The following is a 15648-nucleotide window of genomic DNA, read 5'->3' on the forward strand; positions in this document are numbered from 1 at the left end:
GGCGGTGTCATGGGGCATGGACCGCACCAGCGCACTCGACTCCGCCTTCCTGCACGTCGAGGACGCGCACTCGTCCCTGCACATCGCCAGCCTCGGCATCTTCGAGGGGCCCGCTCCGACGCAGCCCGAGGTCGTGGCGGCGATCGAGCGCAAGCTGCCGGCCGTACCCCGGCTGCGGCAGCGCCTGCGGACGATCCCCCTGGCCGCGGGGCGGCCGGTGTGGGTCGACGACCCGGACTTCCGTATCGAGGACCACCTCAGCCGCCTGCGCGTGCCCGCCCCGGGGGGCGAGGCGGAGCTGCGCGAGGTCGCGGGTGTCGTGCTGTCCGAGGCACTCCCCCACGACCGCCCGCTATGGCAGGACGTCGTCCTCGAGGGCCTGGCGGACGACCGCTGGGCGCTGCTCACGAAGGTGCACCACACGATGGCCGACGGGATCTCCGGCACGGACCTGTTGGCCACGATCCTCGACCAGACGCCCGTGGGGGCCGACCTCGACGCCGCACCGCCGCCGGAGTGGGCGCCGGACCGCCCCCCGGGTCCGGCACGGCTGGTCGCCGACGCGGTGCGGGAGCAGGCGGCGCTCCGGTCCCGCGAGCTGCGAGGCCTGCCGCGAGCCGTCGGTGCCACGGTGCGACACCCGGTCGCGACGGCCCGCGCGGCCGGAGCGATCGGTCACGGGGTCCTCGGCTTCGCCCGCGCGGTGGTGCCGACGGCACCGACCTCGCTCGTGGGCCCGCTCGGCCGTGACCGCGAGTTCCGCTGGACCCGGATCAGCCTCGCCGACGTCCTCCTGGTCCGCGAACGCCTCGGCGGCACCGTCAACGACGTCGTGCTGGCGGCCGTCACGCAGGGCTTCCGTGACCTCGAGCAGGCCCGCGGGCTGGGCTCGGAGCCCGACAGCGTCCGCTGCCTGGTCCCCGTCTCGGTGCGTCGACCGTCGTCGAGCACGCTCGACAACGAGGTCTCCGCGCTGCTGCTCACCCTGCCGGTCGAGCTGGAGGACCCGCGCGACCGCTTCTACGAGGTCGCCGCCCGCACGCTGGCGCTCAAGGAGTCGCACGAGGCCAGCGCAGGTCAGTGGGCGCTCGCGGTCGCCGATGCACTGCCCCCGCCCGCGGTGGCGGCGTTCCTGCACCTCGCGTTCCGGGTGCCGCACCGCAACCTGACCACCGTGGTCACGAACGTCCCGGGTCCGCGCACGACGCTCTACCTCGCGGGACGGCGGATGCTCGCGACCTACCCCTATGTCCCGATCGCCGACCGGCTGAGGATCGGCGTCGCGGTGACGTCGTACGGCGAGGACCTCCTCTTCGGCATCACCACCGACCGGGACTCGACCCACGACGCCGACGTCCTCGTCGCCGGGCTCCGGTCCGGCTTCGACGACCTGCTCGCGGTCGCGAGCTCGCGTCGCCCTCGCCAGGAGTCCCGATGACGCGCCACCCGATGGCTCCCGCCGACGCGGCCTGGCTCCGGATGGACCGTCCGACCAACCTGATGGTCGTCACCTCGGTCATGTGGTTCGACGAGGTGCTGGACTGGACGGCGCTGCGGGCCCTGGTCCAGCACCGGATGATCGACCGCTTCCCCCGCTTCCGACAGCGCGTCGTGCACGAGCACGGCCACTACTCCTGGGAGGACGTGGCGGACTTCGAGCTCGAGGACCACCTCCATCCGGTCCGCCTCACCCCACCAGCCGGGCGCCAGGAGCTCGAGGCCTTCACCAGCGGCCTGGTCAGCGTGCCGCTGGAGCACGACCGGCCACTGTGGGACCTCTACCTCGTCGAGGGCTACGGCTCCGGGTGCGCGGCGGTCTTCCGCATGCACCACGCCATCGCCGACGGGATCGCGCTGGCCCGCATGCTGATGTCGCTGACCGACGACCCCGAGGTCGACCCGGTGGCGGTGACCGCGCCCGAGGCGACCGACGCCCACACCCGAGCACTCGCGGGCGGGGTCGCGCACGAGCTGCTCGAGGCGCTCGTGCACCCGCAGCGGCTCGCGGCCCTGGTGGCACGGCCCGGCCGGGTCCTGGACCTCGCGCGCACCGCAGTCGCCGACGCGGAGGCCCTGGCGCAGCTCACCGTGATGCCCCCCGACCGGCAGACCGCGCTGCGGGGGGTCGCCGGGGTGCCCAAGAGCGTGACCTGGTCACCGCCCGTGCCGCTCGACAGCCTGCGCGACGCCGCCCACCTCTCGGGCACCACCGTCAACGACGTCCTCCTCGCCGCCGTCGCGGGAGCGCTGCGGGCCCACCTGGTCCGGCGACGCAGCGCGGTGCACGACGTCCGCGCGATCGTCCCGTTCAACCTCCGCCCGCCGGACCAGCCGTTGCCGGCCGAGCTCGGCAACAAGTTCGGCCTGGTCTACGTCCCGCTGCCACTGACCACCGCGGACCGGCACGAGAGGTTGCAGGAGATGTCCCGCCGCACCCGGCGGGTGAAGGACTCGGCCCAGGGCCTGGTCGCCTTCGGCATCCTCGAGGTGGTGGGGCTGGCACCGCAGGTCGTGGAGGACGTCGCGATCGACGTCTTCGCCTCCAAGGGCACCGGCGTCATGACCAACGTCCCCGGACCACGCCGCCCGGTGACGCTGGCGGGCACCCGGTTGGCGGGCACCATCGGCTGGGGACCGACCTCGGGCGACCTCGCCCTGGGGGTCGCGATGTTCAGCTATGCGGGCACGGTGACGATCGGGCTCTGCGTCGACGTCGAGGTGATCCCCGACGTCGGGCTGCTGCTCGCCGACCTGCTCACCGAGCTCGACGCGCTCGTCGCTCCGGCGCTCGCCGTGCCCTAGGACCCCTGGGCCTAGTCTGCTCGGGTGCCGCTGCCCCAGGATCGTCGTCTCGGGATCCTGCTCCTCGGCGTCGCCGCCGGGACCAACATCCCGACCCCGCTGCTGCTGATCTACCGCGACGAGCTGGACATGTCGTCCACGTCGCTGACCGCGTTGTTCGGGGTCTACGCGCTGGGACTGGTGCCCGCGCTCAGCCTGGCCGGACCCGCCGCCGACCGCTGGGGGCGGCGACGCGTCGTGCTCCCCACGGCGATCCTGTCGGCGCTGGCCTCGCTGCTCTTCGTCACCGCGACCGCCAGCGAGCCCCTGCTCTTCGTGGTGCGCTTCCTCCAGGGTGCCGGTGCCGGCGCGGTCTTCAGCATCGGCAGCGCCTGGCTCGTCGAGACCGCCCACCGGGCCGGCCGCACGTCCGGGGCCCGCACCGCGGCGGTGACGATGACCGGTGGCTTCGCGATCGGACCGGTCGTGGCCGGCCTGATCGGTGAGTGGGGGCCATGGCCGCTGGTGCTGCCCTACCTGCTGCACGCGGCGTTCCTGCTGCTGACGGTGGCCATCGCCTGGACCGTCGAGGAGACGCTGCTGACGCCCCGGGTGCGGATGGTCGGCGCGGGACGCTGGCCGCTGCGGGACGGCACCGCTCGCACGGCCCTGCTGGTGATCGCCCCGTTGGCGGTCTGCGTCTATGCGTTCCCCGCGAGCGCGGTGGGGGGCATCCCGGTGCTGATCGGCTTCCCGGTCGCACCGGTCGCCCTCACCGGGCTGCTCGCCGGCATGACCCTGGGCATGGGCGCGCTGGCCGCTCCGCTGCAGGGCCGCCTGGGTGCCCGGACCGCGCCGGTGGCCGCGGCCTGCGGGGCCGTGGGCTATGCCGCGACGGCGACCGCGGCCGCCGTACCGGCCCTGCTCCTGCTCGCCGTGCCGGCCGCGTGCCTGCTCGGGGCCGGGGGCGGCCTGGCGCTCGCGAGCGGGCTGTCGCGCCTCCCGCGCGTGGCCGCCGACGGCCGCCTGGGGACGGTGTCGGCGGCCTACTACGGCTTCGCCTACCTCGGCTTCGCGACGCCGCTGCTGCTCGCGTCGTTCTCGGCGTACGTCGACGTGGCGGCGCTGCTGGCCGGCCTCGCCGTCGTGTGCGCCCTGCTCACCGCACAGCAGGCGCGCGCCCGGCTCTGAGCCGTCAGACGGACGCGACCAGCGGCGCGACCTCGGTGCCGAGCAGCTCGATGCCCCGCAGCAGGTCGGCGTGCGCGAGTCGCGGGTTGGTCATCTGCAGCGAGAGTCGGTCGACGCCGCCGAGCTGCTCGGAGACGCGACGGATCTTGTCGGCCACGGTCTGCGGGTCGCCCATGAAGAACGCACCGTTCTCGCCCGCGGTCGCGTCGAAGCGGGCGCGGGTCGGCGGCGGGAAGCCACGCTCGCGGGAGACCTTCGTGAACATCTCCTCCCAGCCGGGGTAGATCGTGTCGGCGGCGGCCTTCGTGGACTCCGCGACGAAGCCGAAGACGTGCAGCCCGACCTGGAGCTTCTCGGGGGCGTGCCCGGCCTCCGCGCCGGCGCGGCGGTAGAGGTCGACGAGCGGGGCGAACTGGCGGGGCTCCCCGCCGATGATCGCGATCATCAGCGGCAGCCCGAGGAGGCCGGCGCGGACGAAGGACTCCGGGGTGCCGCCCACGCCGACCCAGATCGGCAGCGGGTCCTGGAGCGGGCGCGGATAGACGCTCTGGCGCACCATCGGCGGACGGTGGCGGCCCGACCAGGTGACCTCGGTGTGGTCGCGGATCTGCAGCAGCAGGTCGAGCTTCTCGCTGAAGAGCGAGTCGTAGTCGGCCAGGTCGAGCCCGAAGAGCGGGAACGCCTCGGTGAAGGAGCCGCGACCCACGACGAGGTCGATGCGGCCCTTCGAGATCAGGTCGAGGGTGGCGAACTGCTGGAAGACGCGCACGGGGTCGGCCGCGCTGAGCACCGCCACGGCGCTGCCGAGACGGATCCGCTCGGTGCGCGCTGCGGCAGCGGCGAGGATGACTGGCGGGGCGGAGTCGTAGTACTCGCTGCGGTGGTGCTCACCGATGCCGAAGGAGTAGAGCCCGACCTGGTCGGCGAGGGTGATCTCCTCGAGCAGGTGCTCCATCCGCTCGGCGGCGCCGATCACGTGGCCGGTGGACGGGTCGGTGACGGTCGAGACGAAGCTGTCGACGCCTACGTGCATGGGAGTGCCTCTCGTGGATGTTGGTGACGTGTCAACCAGTTTGGGGCGTCAGGCATTCCGCGCCGCGCGCAGGCCGTCCGCCAGCTCGGCCAGCGCGGCCTCGAGGGTCACCTGCGGCGTCCACCCCCAGGCGTGCGCCCGGGCCGAGACGATCTGCCCGGTCCACGCCGGCCCCTCGTCCCAGACCGGCTCGACACCGACGGCGGAGGTGACCGCGGAGTGGTAGTCGCGGTTGGTCGCCGGCCCGCCAGCCACGTTGACCGGCGTGCAGCCGCCCGCCACGGGTCCTGCGTCGGGAGCGTCGGCGGTCGCCACCGCACCGGTCGCCACGTCGGCGACGAACGCGGCGAGGTCGTCGACGTGCACCCACGAGAAGGTCTGCTGCGCCACCGTGTGGCGGGCGCGCTCCTGGTCGCGGACCGCGGCCGGTCGCAGCGTGTTCCACACCGAGGTCTCCCCCGGGCCGAGGATCGCCGGTGGGCGCACCAGCACACGGGTGATCCCCTCGACCTCGGCGACCGCCGCGTCGGTGTCGCGCTTGGTGACGGGGTAGTCGCCGCCGGCGTCCCCGACCAGCACCGAGGACTCGTCGACGTCGCCGACCCCCGGCGAGCGGTCGTAGACCGCGGCGGTCGACACGTGGACGAACCGGTCGACCCCGGCCTGCGCGGCCGCGCGCGCGACCACCGGGGTGCCCTCGACCCCGATCTCGCGCTGGTGAGCGAGCGGGCTGCCCATCGGGTGCACGGTCGTCACGACCGCCGTGGCACCGGCCACGACGTCGGCGGCGAAGGCCGGGTCGGGGAAGTCCCCCACCCGCTCCTCGACGCCGGGGAGCGACGGCGCGGTGCCTGCTCGTCGTACGACGGCACGCACGGTGGCGCCACGCTCGACCAGCGCCGCGACGGTGGCGGCACCGACGAGGCCGTTGGCGCCGGTGACCACGACGACGGGGGACGGGACTGCTGAGGAGTCGGTCATGCCCGCCACGATGCCAGGCGACGCCACGGGCAGGGCCTCAGGAGGCGCTGAAGTGCTGGAAGTCCGGGGAGCTCCACACCCCGCCCCACGTCCACCCGGCGCGCGCAAAGGCGCGGGTGACGACGTCACCCCGACGGATCACCCCCGGGACGGCGCGAGCGCCGCCACTGCGGTCGACGTCGACGAAGCGCCGGCCAGCGGGTGGGAGCACGCCGTCGCTCAGGACGTAGGGGTTCTGCACCGGGTTGAGGTCGATGGCCCGACCGTAGGCATGGTCGGAGAGGGCGCTCTGCCCGGCCACCGTGCGGCAGTTGTAGCCCGAGGTGTTGTTGGCTGCCATGGAGCGGTCGTCGTCACCGTCGTAGGCGTCGACCAGCCGCATCCGCTGGAGCGGGAAGCGCGCGCGGTAGAGGGCGGCGAAGACGCCGACCACGTCGCGGGCCACGTCGGCGTGGACGACCATCGCGCCGGGGTGCGCGCGGCCGTCGAACCCGACGTACGACAGACGGAGCAGCCGCAGGTCCCGCCACGGGACCGGGCAGGTGGCGGGGTCGTGGCTGCTGCCCGTCATCCGGGCGCGCAGCGCAGGTCCGACCGGACGCACCTGCGACGCGAAGGCCGGCAGGTCGCGACCGGAGCCGGTGTCCGCGGTGGCGCCGACGGGCCCCGGCCCCGGCGCGAGCCCGGTGCAACCGCGCAGCGCGCGCCAGTCCTCCACGTCCTGCTCCCCGTCGCGGCCGGTGACCGGCTGCGGCCCACCGCCCTGGGGTGGGATCAGGCCGGGGCGCCACTCGTCGCCCACGACCTCGCCGCCACCCTCGCCACCATCGCCACCCTCTCCCGCACGCACGGTCAGCCGCAGGACACCGGTCTCGGCCTGGTTGCCGTGGTACCAGTAGAAGTTGCCCAGGCCATAGCTCACGTAGGTGCTGTCCAGCATCCCCGCGCCGAGCAGCACGTGGGCGTGGGTGCCCACGATGACGTCGGCGCCGGCGTCGGCCAGGTTGCGGGCCAGCTGGCGCTGGTCGGCGGTCGGGCAGGCGCCGTACTCCTCACCCCAGTGCAGGTAGACGACGACCACGTCGCCCCTGGCCGCGGAGGCGCGCACGGCATCGAGGAGCTGAGGGGCGAGCGGGCTGCGCGCCGACGCGATGCCCGGGCCGGACACCGGGCCGACCGCCCACGTCGGCTCGGCGCTCTCGCGCGCGGACGCGTCGGCGGCATGGACGGCGACGGTCGTGCCGCGCACGGTCACCCGGTGCGGCGCGAAGGCCTGGCGGCTCGTGCGGCCGACCCCGACGACCGCGACGGGGCTCTGCTCGGCGATGCGGACCGACTCGCGGATGCCCCGCAGCCCGTGGTCGGCGCCGTGGTTGTTGGCGATCGACACCACGTCGACGCCCGACCGGTCGAGGACGTCGAGGGCCGCGGCGTCGCTGCGGAACCAGTAGCGGTTGCCGGCGTCCTCCAGCTCCTTGCGCGCCGGCGTGCCGGGAGATGCCAAGGCGCTCTCGAGGTTGACCACCGCGACGTCGGCGCTGCGCAGGTCGCGCGACATGCGTCCGAGCGTCGAGCGCCGCTGCTCCGGGACGTCGGTGAACGCGCCCTCGAAGTGGATGTCACCGGCGAAGGCGAGGGTGACGACGCCCCCGGCGGCCGCAGGCTCCTCGGCGGACGCACCGATCGGCGGCGCCACCGCCGTCGGCGTCTCACCGACGGCCCCGACCGGCTGGCCAGGCTGGTCCTGCTGGTCCTGGGACGCGGTCAGCAGCAGCACCCCGAGCGCCACGGCGACCAGCAGCGCCACGCCCGTGACACGCTTCTGTCGCATCCGCTTCCCCGATCCGCAGGAGCCCCGAGTAAAGACTCTGGCGTCCACAGTGACCCACGGCTCCAAGTCGGACCGGTGTCCGGCGAGGCAACCGCGGCACGCCGACGCACGTCGTACGACGTGTCCGAACGACCCAGGAGGCCCCGATGTCCGCTCGCTCCCGCTCCTCGCTCGCCCCCCTGCTCGCGACCGGCCTGCTCGCGCTCGGGCTGCTCAGCGGCTGCTCGGGCGACGCGGCCGACCGTGCCGTCGACCCGTCAGCCGAACGGCCCGACGAGCTGGCCGCCCACGACGGCGAGGTGTGTCCCGCCGAGCTGCCCGAGGCGGACGACGAGCACGGCTTCGGCACGCGCGAGCCCGCCGAGTCCGCACCGGCGCTCGAGACACCTGAGTCGGCCTGGGTCTGCGTCTACGACGGGACCGACGTGGCCGACGAGGGGGCTGACGGGGCGTCGTACGCCTGGGTGCGCCGCGGGGACGCCGCCGCCGTCCCCGAAGCCGACCTGGCCGACCTGGCCGCCGACCTGACTGCCCTCGAGCCGGCCGCCGACCACCGGATGTGCACCGCCGACCTCGGGCCGCGCTGGATGCTCGTCACCGCTGTCGCGGGTGACCTGACCGGCGTGGTGGTCGACGGCTTCGGGTGTCGCGAGGTGCGGCTGACCGACGAGCCGTTCACGACCGTGCCGGGCGAGGCCTCCGCCTCCGGCACCGTGCCCGGGGTCCTCACCGGCCCCGACGGCCTGCTGCCGTCGCTCGAGGCCGTGGCGGGCTGATCCCGGGCGCCGAGTCGGCGCGATGTTGCACCCCGAGCGCCGAGTCGGCGCGATGTTGCACCGCGCGCCTGCAACATTGCGCCGACTCGGCCAGCGATCAGCAACATTGCGCCGACTCGGCGATCAGGGCCGCTCGACGGGATCGTGCTCGAGCAGCCGCGAGGGCCGGAAGCCCTCCCAGGTGCGCTCGACGCGCACCGGGTCGAGCAGGTAGTCGAGGTCGACCTCCCACGTGTGCCCGCTCGCGTTGCGGCGCAGCACGTAGCCCAGGCCGTGGGTGCGGTAGATCGCCGCACCGGCGGCGGTGACGGCGGCGATCAGCTGCGCGTCGACGTACTTGCGCACCGAGCGGAAGCTGCCGACCTCGCGCAGCAGGCCGCGGTCGACCATCATCGTGCCGCCGGCGACGAAGCGGGCGTAGCCCTCGCTCGGGTGGCCGCGCTTGACGGTCAGGTCGCGCTCGGCGACGTAGTGCATCTCGGCAGGCATGCCGACCATCTCGGCGCCGCTGTAGTCGCGCGCGCGCAGCAGGTCGGCGACGACGTCGGGGGCATACCAGTCGTCGTCGTCCATCTTGAGCGCGACGTCACCCGAGGCCGCCGACGCTGCCGCGGCCAGCACGTCCCCGAAGGGGGTCTCCTCGGGCCGCGCTACGACCGTGAGCGCCACCGCGGCCGGGAGCGCGGCGCGGACCCGGCCCTCGTCGACGGCGAAGCCGTGGGGGGCGAGGACCAGCTCGAGCGCCTCGACCCCGCGCTGCTTGGCGACCTGGCGCAGCGCGAAGTCGAGCATGTCGGCCCGCCGCGTCGCCAGCACCACGGACACGGCCGGCTGCAGTGCCACGCGCACGCCCACGGACGACGCCACGGCCGCGCGCCAGGCCCGCGTGGAGAACGTGTCGAGCGCGGCGCGGCGCAGCACGACGCTGTGCTCCTCGCGGGCCAACGCATCGCTCAGGTCGACCGGCGCGGCGAGAGCGACGGACACCGACGAGCCCAGGAGCCCAGCCAGGGCTGGGGAAAGTCCACCGGCGGCGTCCGGGACGAGGGGCACGCCGGCCATCGCGAGCCCGGCCACCACCCGCGCGTCGCCAGCATCGGAGCGGTCGATCCGCACGCCGGCCGCACCGCGCACCGACGCGACCAGGCCCTCACAGGGCCCGTCGCGCAGGTCGAGCGACGACAGCGCCACGACGTCGGCCGATCCCGGCACCGCCGCGACGAAGCCGATCGGGTTGAGCACGCGCTCGTCGAGCGGACCGAGTGACAGAGGGCCGGCGGGCGAGCCCAGCCCTGCCGGCGTACGGCCGGTGACCTCGGAGACGACCATCGCCGCCATGCCTCCGGGGAGCACGTCGGCGGGCACCTTCTCGGAGACGGCGTCGACGCCGCCGACCCACAGGCCGCGGTTGCCGACCGCGTCGCCCCAGACCGACTGACGACCCGCCTCGGCGACGACCTCGGCGACCTCGACCGGGCGCTCGAAGCGCAGCACGGTCAGCCATCCCTCGCCGGCAGATCGGGCATGGATCCCTTGCAGGGCTGGCCATTCGGGCTTGGGGACCATCGTGACCGGGACCGGGCCGCCGGCGAGGTGGAGGCCGACGACGGCCGACCGCACCCCCGCCGGAGCGACCAGCGAGCGCAGCGCCCCACGATCGGCGCAGGAGACCAGCACCCGGTCACGACGACCCGGCTCCACCGGCTCGTCCCCCGCCGCCGGCAGCACCAGCGACGAGCCGGCCTGGTCGAGGAACTTCTCGACGGCGGGCGTGCTCACACGTCGACCCGGCCCGGGCGACGCACGAGCGGGCGCGGCTGCTGCGGCAGCCAGGTGCGGGTCACGTGGTCGACGATGTGGACACCGGGCGGCGCCTCGATGCGCTGGAGCCCGTGGACCTCGTCGCCGCGGCCCTCCATGAGCGCGCGCCAGACCTCGAGCTCGCGCAGCTTGCGCGGTGCCCGCGAGGCGCCGAAGTCGTCGTGGCTGCTCCAGTGGGAGAACTCGTCGGCGTCGAGCCACTTCAGCTCCACGCACATGCCCTCGGGAGCGACGATCCGCTCCGAGCTGGTGGGGAACTCGCGAACCTCCCACTCGAAGGCCTTCACGAACGTGAACTCCGGACCCATGGGATAGACCCACGGCTCCAGGAAGCGGAAGCCCAGGTCGATCCAGGCCACCGACTCGCTCTCGATCGACAGCGGGTGCCGCGGGATCGCGACCACGGCATTGGAGTCCTCGAGCTGCCACGACAGGTCGGCCAGCATGCCCACGCCCTCGGGGGTGAGGACCATGTCGCCGTCCCACTTCATCGAGTAGCAGGTGCGCACGTGGGAGAAGGACCAGTTGTAGAAGTGGGTCAGCGAGTGCACCGAGTCGGGCGGGGTCGCCAGGTGCTCGGCGCCGGCGCGGCTCACCGTCCAGGGGTACGACGTGACGGTGAGGCGGTCGGTCGCCCCCAGGTCCGCAGCGACACGGCGCGCGACCTCGGGGGTGCCGTCGTCGGACTGGTTGTCGACCAGGACGACGTGCTGCACGGCCTCGAGCATCGGCGGCAGCACCCAGGGCAGGTTGCGGGCCTCGTTCTTCACGCGGAAGACGCAGGTGAGCCCCGACGGGAGCTTGCCGTCCTGCCAGGCCCAGCGGACGTCGTAGGCCTCCTCGCCCTCGAGGCAGGCGATGTCCGGGCCAGTGTCCGGGCCAGTGTCCGGGGCAGTGTCCGGTGCGCTCATCGCTCGCGGCCGAGGGCCTTGCGCAGCCCGCGGCGGGCGCTGGCGGGCACCATCGCGCGGACGCCGTGGGGCACCCGGTCGACGCCGCGTCGGCTGACCTGGATCGGCATCGGCTGCTGGGCCAGGCCGTCGCGGTGGGCGGCGAGCGCGGTGGACTGGGCGATCGCCTCGGCCTCGTCGTAGAGGTCGGCATAGGCCGCACGGAGCTGGTCGAGCGTGGCGTGCACGTCGGAGGTGTCGCCGTCCGGCTCGGCGAGGGCGTTCAGGCCCTGCCAGGACTCCTCGGCGATCTCGCGCAGCCGGGGCGGCACGTCGACGTCGTCCCAGGTGAGCTGGACGCGGCGCAGGTTGGGGTCGATGAAGGCGTGGACCGAGCGGATGTCGTTGGCGCTGGCCGACTTCACCGCGTCGAGGTCGAACTGCTGGCCGATCCCGAAGACCGGGACCGTCCAGTCGGTGAGCATGTCGTGGTAGCGCACGAAGGCCCGCGCCGAGCCGCGGGTCGCCCGCTCGGTGTGGAGCATCATGTTGACCCAGGCGGCGGTGCGGTTGACCTCGCCGAACTTGGAGGCGTAGTACTTCTGCTTGCTCCCGACCACCTCGGTCACCGGGCGCAGCATCGTGACGTAGGCAGGCGTGGCGTCGCAGCGCATGGCCGCCGAGCGCCACAGGCCCATGAACCACGCGAGCCGCGGGTCCTTCACGACCAGCTCGGGACCGCCCTCGACGAACTGGGTCTCCAGCCAGTCGCGCAGCCGCCCGCGCAGGGGCTCGAGGTTGCTCAGCTTGCCGGCCTCGAACCACGCCTGCGGGCGCGAGTCGGAGACCTGCACGTTGCAGCGCTTGAGCAGCTCGTCGTGGAAGTCGACGACCCACTGCGGCTCGCCGAAGCCCTTGGGGTTGGTCTCGTCGGCGCTGACCTCGGGCTGCGGGACGTGCATCCCGAGCGTCTGGAGGGTGCCGCTCATCGTGCTGGTGCCGCTGCGGCCCGAGCCGACGACGAAGACCACCCGGCGCTTGGCGGGCAACGACTCAGCGGGGCTCGACATGGCCCACATGCTACGGCTCGGCCTCGCCCTAGGATCACGGCGTGGACACTGCCCCCGGAGATGTCGCGCGCGAGCGCGAGGTCGAGGCGTTGCGCCGCCAGGTGCGCCTGCTGCGCGGTCGCGACCGCGAGGAGCTGGGCTACCTCTTCGTCGTCACCTACGGGCGCTCCGGCTCGACGCTCGTGACCGGGCTGCTCAACACCATCCCGGGCTACGTCATCCGCGGGGAGAACCGCGACGCGCTGCACCACCTCTTCCTCTTCCACACCACCCTCCTGGCCGAGAAGCGCCGCGCGTCCAAGGAGGAGCTGCGATCCACGACCAGCTCGTTCTTCGGGATCGGCGACTTCCCGCCGCAGCAGTCGCTCGACGGCATCCGCCGGCTCGCGCTCGACACCGTGCTGCGTCCGCGCCCGGACACGCGGGTGACCGGCTTCAAGGAGATCCGGTGGTACCACCAGGACGTCGAGGCGTACGTCGCGTGGTTGCGCGAGGTCTTCCCCGGCGCGCGGTTCGTGGTCAACACCCGCGACCACGCCGACGTGGCGCGCAGCAAGTGGTGGGCCAAGGGCGACCCGGAGCAGACGGCCGCGACCCTCGCCGGCATCGAGTCCCGCCTGCTGGCGATCGCCGCCGACCTCGGCGACGCGGCGTACCGGATCCACTACGACGACTACGTCGCCGACCCCACCGTGCTGCGGGGGCTCTTCGACTGGCTGGGTGAGGACTTCGACGAGGCGGTCGTGCGCGAGACGTTCGCGGTGAAGCACTCGTTCTGACGCCTCGGTGGGCCGGGCTCAGCCCAGCGAGCGTGGCTGGGCCTTGATCATGTCGGCGTACCACTGGAAGCTGCGCTTGGGCGTGCGCACCTGCGTCTCGAAGTCGACGTGCACCAGGCCGAAGCGCTGGGTGTAGCCCTCGGACCACTCGAAGTTGTCCAGCAGCGACCAGGCGTAGTAGCCGCGGACGTCGACGCCCCGCTCGACGGCGGTCGCGACCGCGCGCAGGTGGGCGTCGAGGTAGTCGATGCGGGGCTGGTCGTCGACGACGCCGTGCTCGTCGGGCCCCATGCCGTAGGAGCAGCCCGACTCGGTGATCATGATCGGCGGCAGGGCGGCACGGAAGCGCGCGCGGAAGGTGATGAGCCACTCGCGCAGCGCGTCGGGCACGACCGGCCAGCCGAAGTCGGTGACGGGATAGCCCACGAGCTCGCGCATCTCGAAGGGCATCTCGGCGTCCTCGTCGGCCGCGGCGATCCGCATCGGGTTGTAGTAGTTGACGCCGTAGAAGTCGAGGGGCTGGCGGATCGTGGCCATGTCGCCGTCGTGGATCTCCTCGGCCAGCAGCGGGGCCAGGTCGACGGGATAGCGGCCGAGCAGCATCGGCTCGAGGAACATGCCGTTCCACAGCGCGTCGAAGAGCTTGGTGGCGCCGACGTCCTCGGGCAGATCGCTGGCCGGCCACATGGGGGCGTGGTTGTTGGCGCACCCGACGCTCGTGGCGCCCGCGGCCCGCAGGGCCTGGACGGCGCGACCGTGGGCGACGAGCAGGTGGTGGGCGACGGGGAGGCCGTCGAACATCAGGGCGCGGCCCGGCGCGTGCATCCCGATGCTGTAGCCCATCATCGAGGCCACGTTGGGCTCGTTGACCGGGATCCAGTGCTCCACCCGGTCGGCAAGCCGCTCGCCGACGATCGCGGCGTAGTCGGCGAAGCGGTCGATCGTCGCGCGGTTGAGCCAGCCGCCGTCGTCCTCGAGCGCCTGGGGGAGGTCCCAGTGGTAGAGCGTCGCCATCGGCTGCACACCGTGCGCGAGCAGCGAGTCGACGAGCCGGTCGTAGAAGTCGAGGCCCTTCACGTTGGCCTGGCCCGACCCCGTCGGCTGGATGCGCGGCCACGAGATCGAGAACCGGTAGCCCCCGGCCCCGAGCTGCTGCATCAGCGCGACGTCCTGCTCGTAGCGGTGGTAGTGGTCGCACGCCACGTCGCCGGTCGAGCCGTCGTTGATGCGACCGGGGGTGTGGGTGAAGGTGTCCCAGATGCTCGGGCCCTTGCCGTCCTCGGTCGCGGCGCCCTCGATCTGGTAGGACGCCGTGCTGGTCCCGAAGCGGAAGCCCGGCGGGAGCTGGGGGAATGCGGGCGGCTGGTCGGGCACGGCACAATCATGTCCGTGACCGTCGAGATCCGCAGGGCTTCCGCACGCTTCGTCGACAAGGCTCCGGGACGGATCACCCACCACGCCTTCGCGTTCGGCCAGCACTACGACCCCGACCACCTCGGCTTCGGCCCGATGGTCTGCCACGACGACCACCTGCTCGGCTCGGGCCAGGGCTTCGACACCCACCGTCACGCCGACCTGGAGATCGTCACCTGGGTGGTGTCCGGGGCGCTCGAGCACCGCGACGCCTCCGGTGGCGACCCCGTGCGGGTCGGTCACGGCTCGGTCGCCCGGTTGTCGGCCGGGTCCGGCGTGGACCACGCAGAGCACTCCCACGACGCCGGCCCGACCCGTTTCGTCCAGGTCTGGTTGACGCCTGACAGCACGGGCGGCACGCCGTCGTACGACGTGGGGCCGGTGACGCTGGTCCCCAACGAGCTGGTCGTGGTGGCCTCCGGTGAGGTCGACGCCCCGGTGCGCCTCGACTCCGCGACCGCGACCTTCCGGGTCGCCCGGCTCGACGCCGGCGTGACCCTCGACCTGCCCGACGCCGACGGGGTGCACGTCTTCGTCGCCACCGGCGCCCTGACCCGCTCGTCGATGGCCGAGCCGCTCTCGCAGGGCGACGCGTTCCTGATCCGCGACGCCCTCGGGGTGTCGGTCACCACCGCGCTCCCGACCGAGCTGCTGGTCTGGACCTTCGCGGGCCTGCGCGACTCGCGCACCGGTGAGTCGGGCTCGACCCGGACGCTGGAGGCGGCCAACCCCGCGGCCAACCCGGCGGCCAACCCGGCGGCCCGCCCGGCGGACGACGGGGAGCGCGAGATCGTCGGCACCGCGCTGCGGCTGACCGGCTCGGGCGGCGCCGGCGCGTTCGCCCTTCACGACACCGAGGGTCCGCTGCCGGCCGACTACGACTTCCTCTACGCGCGCCTCGGCCTGGGCCGTGACCTCTTCGAGGCGATCGTCATCTGGGGTGAGTCGTGGGCCCAGGTGCCCGGCCTCCCCGAGCTCCAGACCGCCGCCCGCGTCATCCTGGCCCGCCTCGACCACGAGTGCCCGGCGTACACGTTCGACCTGCGGCTGTAGGCGGCGGCCGGAAAGTGCGGCACGTTTTC

13 protein-coding genes are annotated in these 15648 nt (G+C 73.6%); 6 read left to right on the forward strand and 7 right to left on the reverse strand.

Going from position 1 to position 15648, the window contains the following annotated elements; all coding sequences use genetic code 11:
* Window positions 1-16 precede the first annotated feature (16 nt).
* The 3 genes from AAG827_RS14325 to AAG827_RS14335 are packed head-to-tail and all read left to right on the forward strand — an operon-like array spanning window position 17 to window position 3972.
* On the forward strand, window positions 17-1438 hold the full coding sequence (locus AAG827_RS14325; RefSeq protein WP_341926763.1) for a wax ester/triacylglycerol synthase family O-acyltransferase: 1422 nt from the start codon (window positions 17-19) through the stop codon (window positions 1436-1438).
* The gene (locus tag AAG827_RS14330) at window positions 1435-2802 is read left to right on the forward strand and encodes a wax ester/triacylglycerol synthase family O-acyltransferase (protein WP_341926764.1); all 1368 of its coding nucleotides are present in this window, start codon (window positions 1435-1437) and stop codon (window positions 2800-2802) included. The genes AAG827_RS14325 and AAG827_RS14330 overlap by 4 nt, the downstream gene beginning before the upstream one ends.
* A 24-nt stretch (window positions 2803-2826) precedes the next feature.
* Window positions 2827-3972, forward strand: coding sequence for an MFS transporter (locus tag AAG827_RS14335; RefSeq protein ID WP_341926765.1), 1146 nt, complete (start codon window positions 2827-2829; stop codon window positions 3970-3972).
* A gap of 4 nt (window positions 3973-3976) precedes the next feature.
* Here the strand turns inward: AAG827_RS14335 and AAG827_RS14340 are convergent, their stop codons facing one another.
* The 3 genes from AAG827_RS14340 to AAG827_RS14350 are packed head-to-tail and all read right to left on the reverse strand — an operon-like array spanning window position 3977 to window position 7817.
* Window positions 3977-5005, reverse strand: coding sequence for an LLM class flavin-dependent oxidoreductase (locus tag AAG827_RS14340; RefSeq protein ID WP_341926766.1), 1029 nt, complete (start codon window positions 5003-5005; stop codon window positions 3977-3979).
* 48 nt (window positions 5006-5053) lie between these two features.
* Window positions 5054-5986 carry an NAD(P)H-binding protein gene (locus tag AAG827_RS14345; protein ID WP_341926767.1) on the reverse strand — a complete coding sequence of 311 codons (933 nt, stop codon included), beginning with the start codon at window positions 5984-5986 and terminating at the stop codon, window positions 5054-5056.
* 37 nt (window positions 5987-6023) lie between these two features.
* Complete coding sequence (locus AAG827_RS14350) at window positions 6024-7817, reverse strand: CapA family protein (RefSeq protein WP_341926768.1); 1794 nt, start codon at window positions 7815-7817, stop codon at window positions 6024-6026.
* Between the two features lie 146 nt (window positions 7818-7963).
* On the opposite strand from AAG827_RS14350, the gene AAG827_RS14355 reads away from it, so the two are divergent.
* Entirely contained in the window at window positions 7964-8593 is a 630-nt protein-coding gene (locus tag AAG827_RS14355; RefSeq protein ID WP_341926769.1) for a hypothetical protein, read from the forward strand.
* A 123-nt stretch (window positions 8594-8716) separates the two neighbouring features.
* Here AAG827_RS14355 and AAG827_RS14360 read toward each other — a convergent pair whose 3' ends face one another.
* The 3 genes from AAG827_RS14360 to AAG827_RS14370 are packed head-to-tail and all read right to left on the reverse strand — an operon-like array spanning window position 8717 to window position 12374.
* Window positions 8717-10372 carry a glycosyltransferase gene (locus AAG827_RS14360; RefSeq protein WP_341926770.1) on the reverse strand — a complete coding sequence of 552 codons (1656 nt, stop codon included), beginning with the start codon at window positions 10370-10372 and terminating at the stop codon, window positions 8717-8719.
* The gene (locus tag AAG827_RS14365) at window positions 10369-11325 is read right to left on the reverse strand and encodes a hypothetical protein (protein ID WP_341926771.1); all 957 of its coding nucleotides are present in this window, start codon (window positions 11323-11325) and stop codon (window positions 10369-10371) included. The genes AAG827_RS14360 and AAG827_RS14365 overlap by 4 nt, the downstream gene beginning before the upstream one ends.
* On the reverse strand, window positions 11322-12374 hold the full coding sequence (locus AAG827_RS14370) for a sulfotransferase family protein (protein ID WP_341926772.1): 1053 nt from the start codon (window positions 12372-12374) through the stop codon (window positions 11322-11324). The genes AAG827_RS14365 and AAG827_RS14370 overlap by 4 nt, the downstream gene beginning before the upstream one ends.
* A 41-nt stretch (window positions 12375-12415) precedes the next feature.
* Here AAG827_RS14370 and AAG827_RS14375 point away from each other — a divergent pair, with 41 nt between their 5' ends.
* Window positions 12416-13153 carry a sulfotransferase gene (locus AAG827_RS14375; RefSeq protein ID WP_341926773.1) on the forward strand — a complete coding sequence of 246 codons (738 nt, stop codon included), beginning with the start codon at window positions 12416-12418 and terminating at the stop codon, window positions 13151-13153.
* Between the two features lie 18 nt (window positions 13154-13171).
* Here AAG827_RS14375 and AAG827_RS14380 read toward each other — a convergent pair whose 3' ends face one another.
* Complete coding sequence (locus AAG827_RS14380; protein ID WP_341926774.1) at window positions 13172-14527, reverse strand: GH1 family beta-glucosidase; 1356 nt, start codon at window positions 14525-14527, stop codon at window positions 13172-13174.
* Window positions 14528-14542: 15 nt separating this feature from the next.
* Between AAG827_RS14380 and AAG827_RS14385 the strand changes: the two genes are divergently transcribed.
* A complete protein-coding gene (locus AAG827_RS14385; RefSeq protein ID WP_341926775.1) occupies window positions 14543-15619 on the forward strand; it encodes a pirin family protein in 1077 nt (358 codons plus the stop codon).
* Window positions 15620-15648 lie beyond the last annotated feature (29 nt).

The organism is Nocardioides psychrotolerans (assembly GCF_943371775.1).
In the GTDB taxonomy this organism is placed as follows: Bacteria; Actinomycetota; Actinomycetes; order Propionibacteriales; family Nocardioidaceae; genus Nocardioides; species Nocardioides psychrotolerans_A.

Coding starts and splice junctions, on each gene's coding strand:
- AAG827_RS14330 (WP_341926764.1), top strand. CDS start 1,435: ATGACGCGCCACCCGATGGCTCCCGCCGACGCGGCCTGGCTCCGGATG.
- AAG827_RS14325 (WP_341926763.1), top strand. CDS start 17: ATGGACCGCACCAGCGCACTCGACTCCGCCTTCCTGCACGTCGAGGAC.
- AAG827_RS14370 (WP_341926772.1), bottom strand. CDS start 12,374: ATGTCGAGCCCCGCTGAGTCGTTGCCCGCCAAGCGCCGGGTGGTCTTC.
- AAG827_RS14350 (WP_341926768.1), bottom strand. CDS start 7,817: ATGCGACAGAAGCGTGTCACGGGCGTGGCGCTGCTGGTCGCCGTGGCG.
- AAG827_RS14345 (WP_341926767.1), bottom strand. CDS start 5,986: ATGACCGACTCCTCAGCAGTCCCGTCCCCCGTCGTCGTGGTCACCGGC.
- AAG827_RS14340 (WP_341926766.1), bottom strand. CDS start 5,005: ATGCACGTAGGCGTCGACAGCTTCGTCTCGACCGTCACCGACCCGTCC.
- AAG827_RS14365 (WP_341926771.1), bottom strand. CDS start 11,325: ATGAGCGCACCGGACACTGCCCCGGACACTGGCCCGGACACTGGCCCG.
- AAG827_RS14355 (WP_341926769.1), top strand. CDS start 7,964: ATGTCCGCTCGCTCCCGCTCCTCGCTCGCCCCCCTGCTCGCGACCGGC.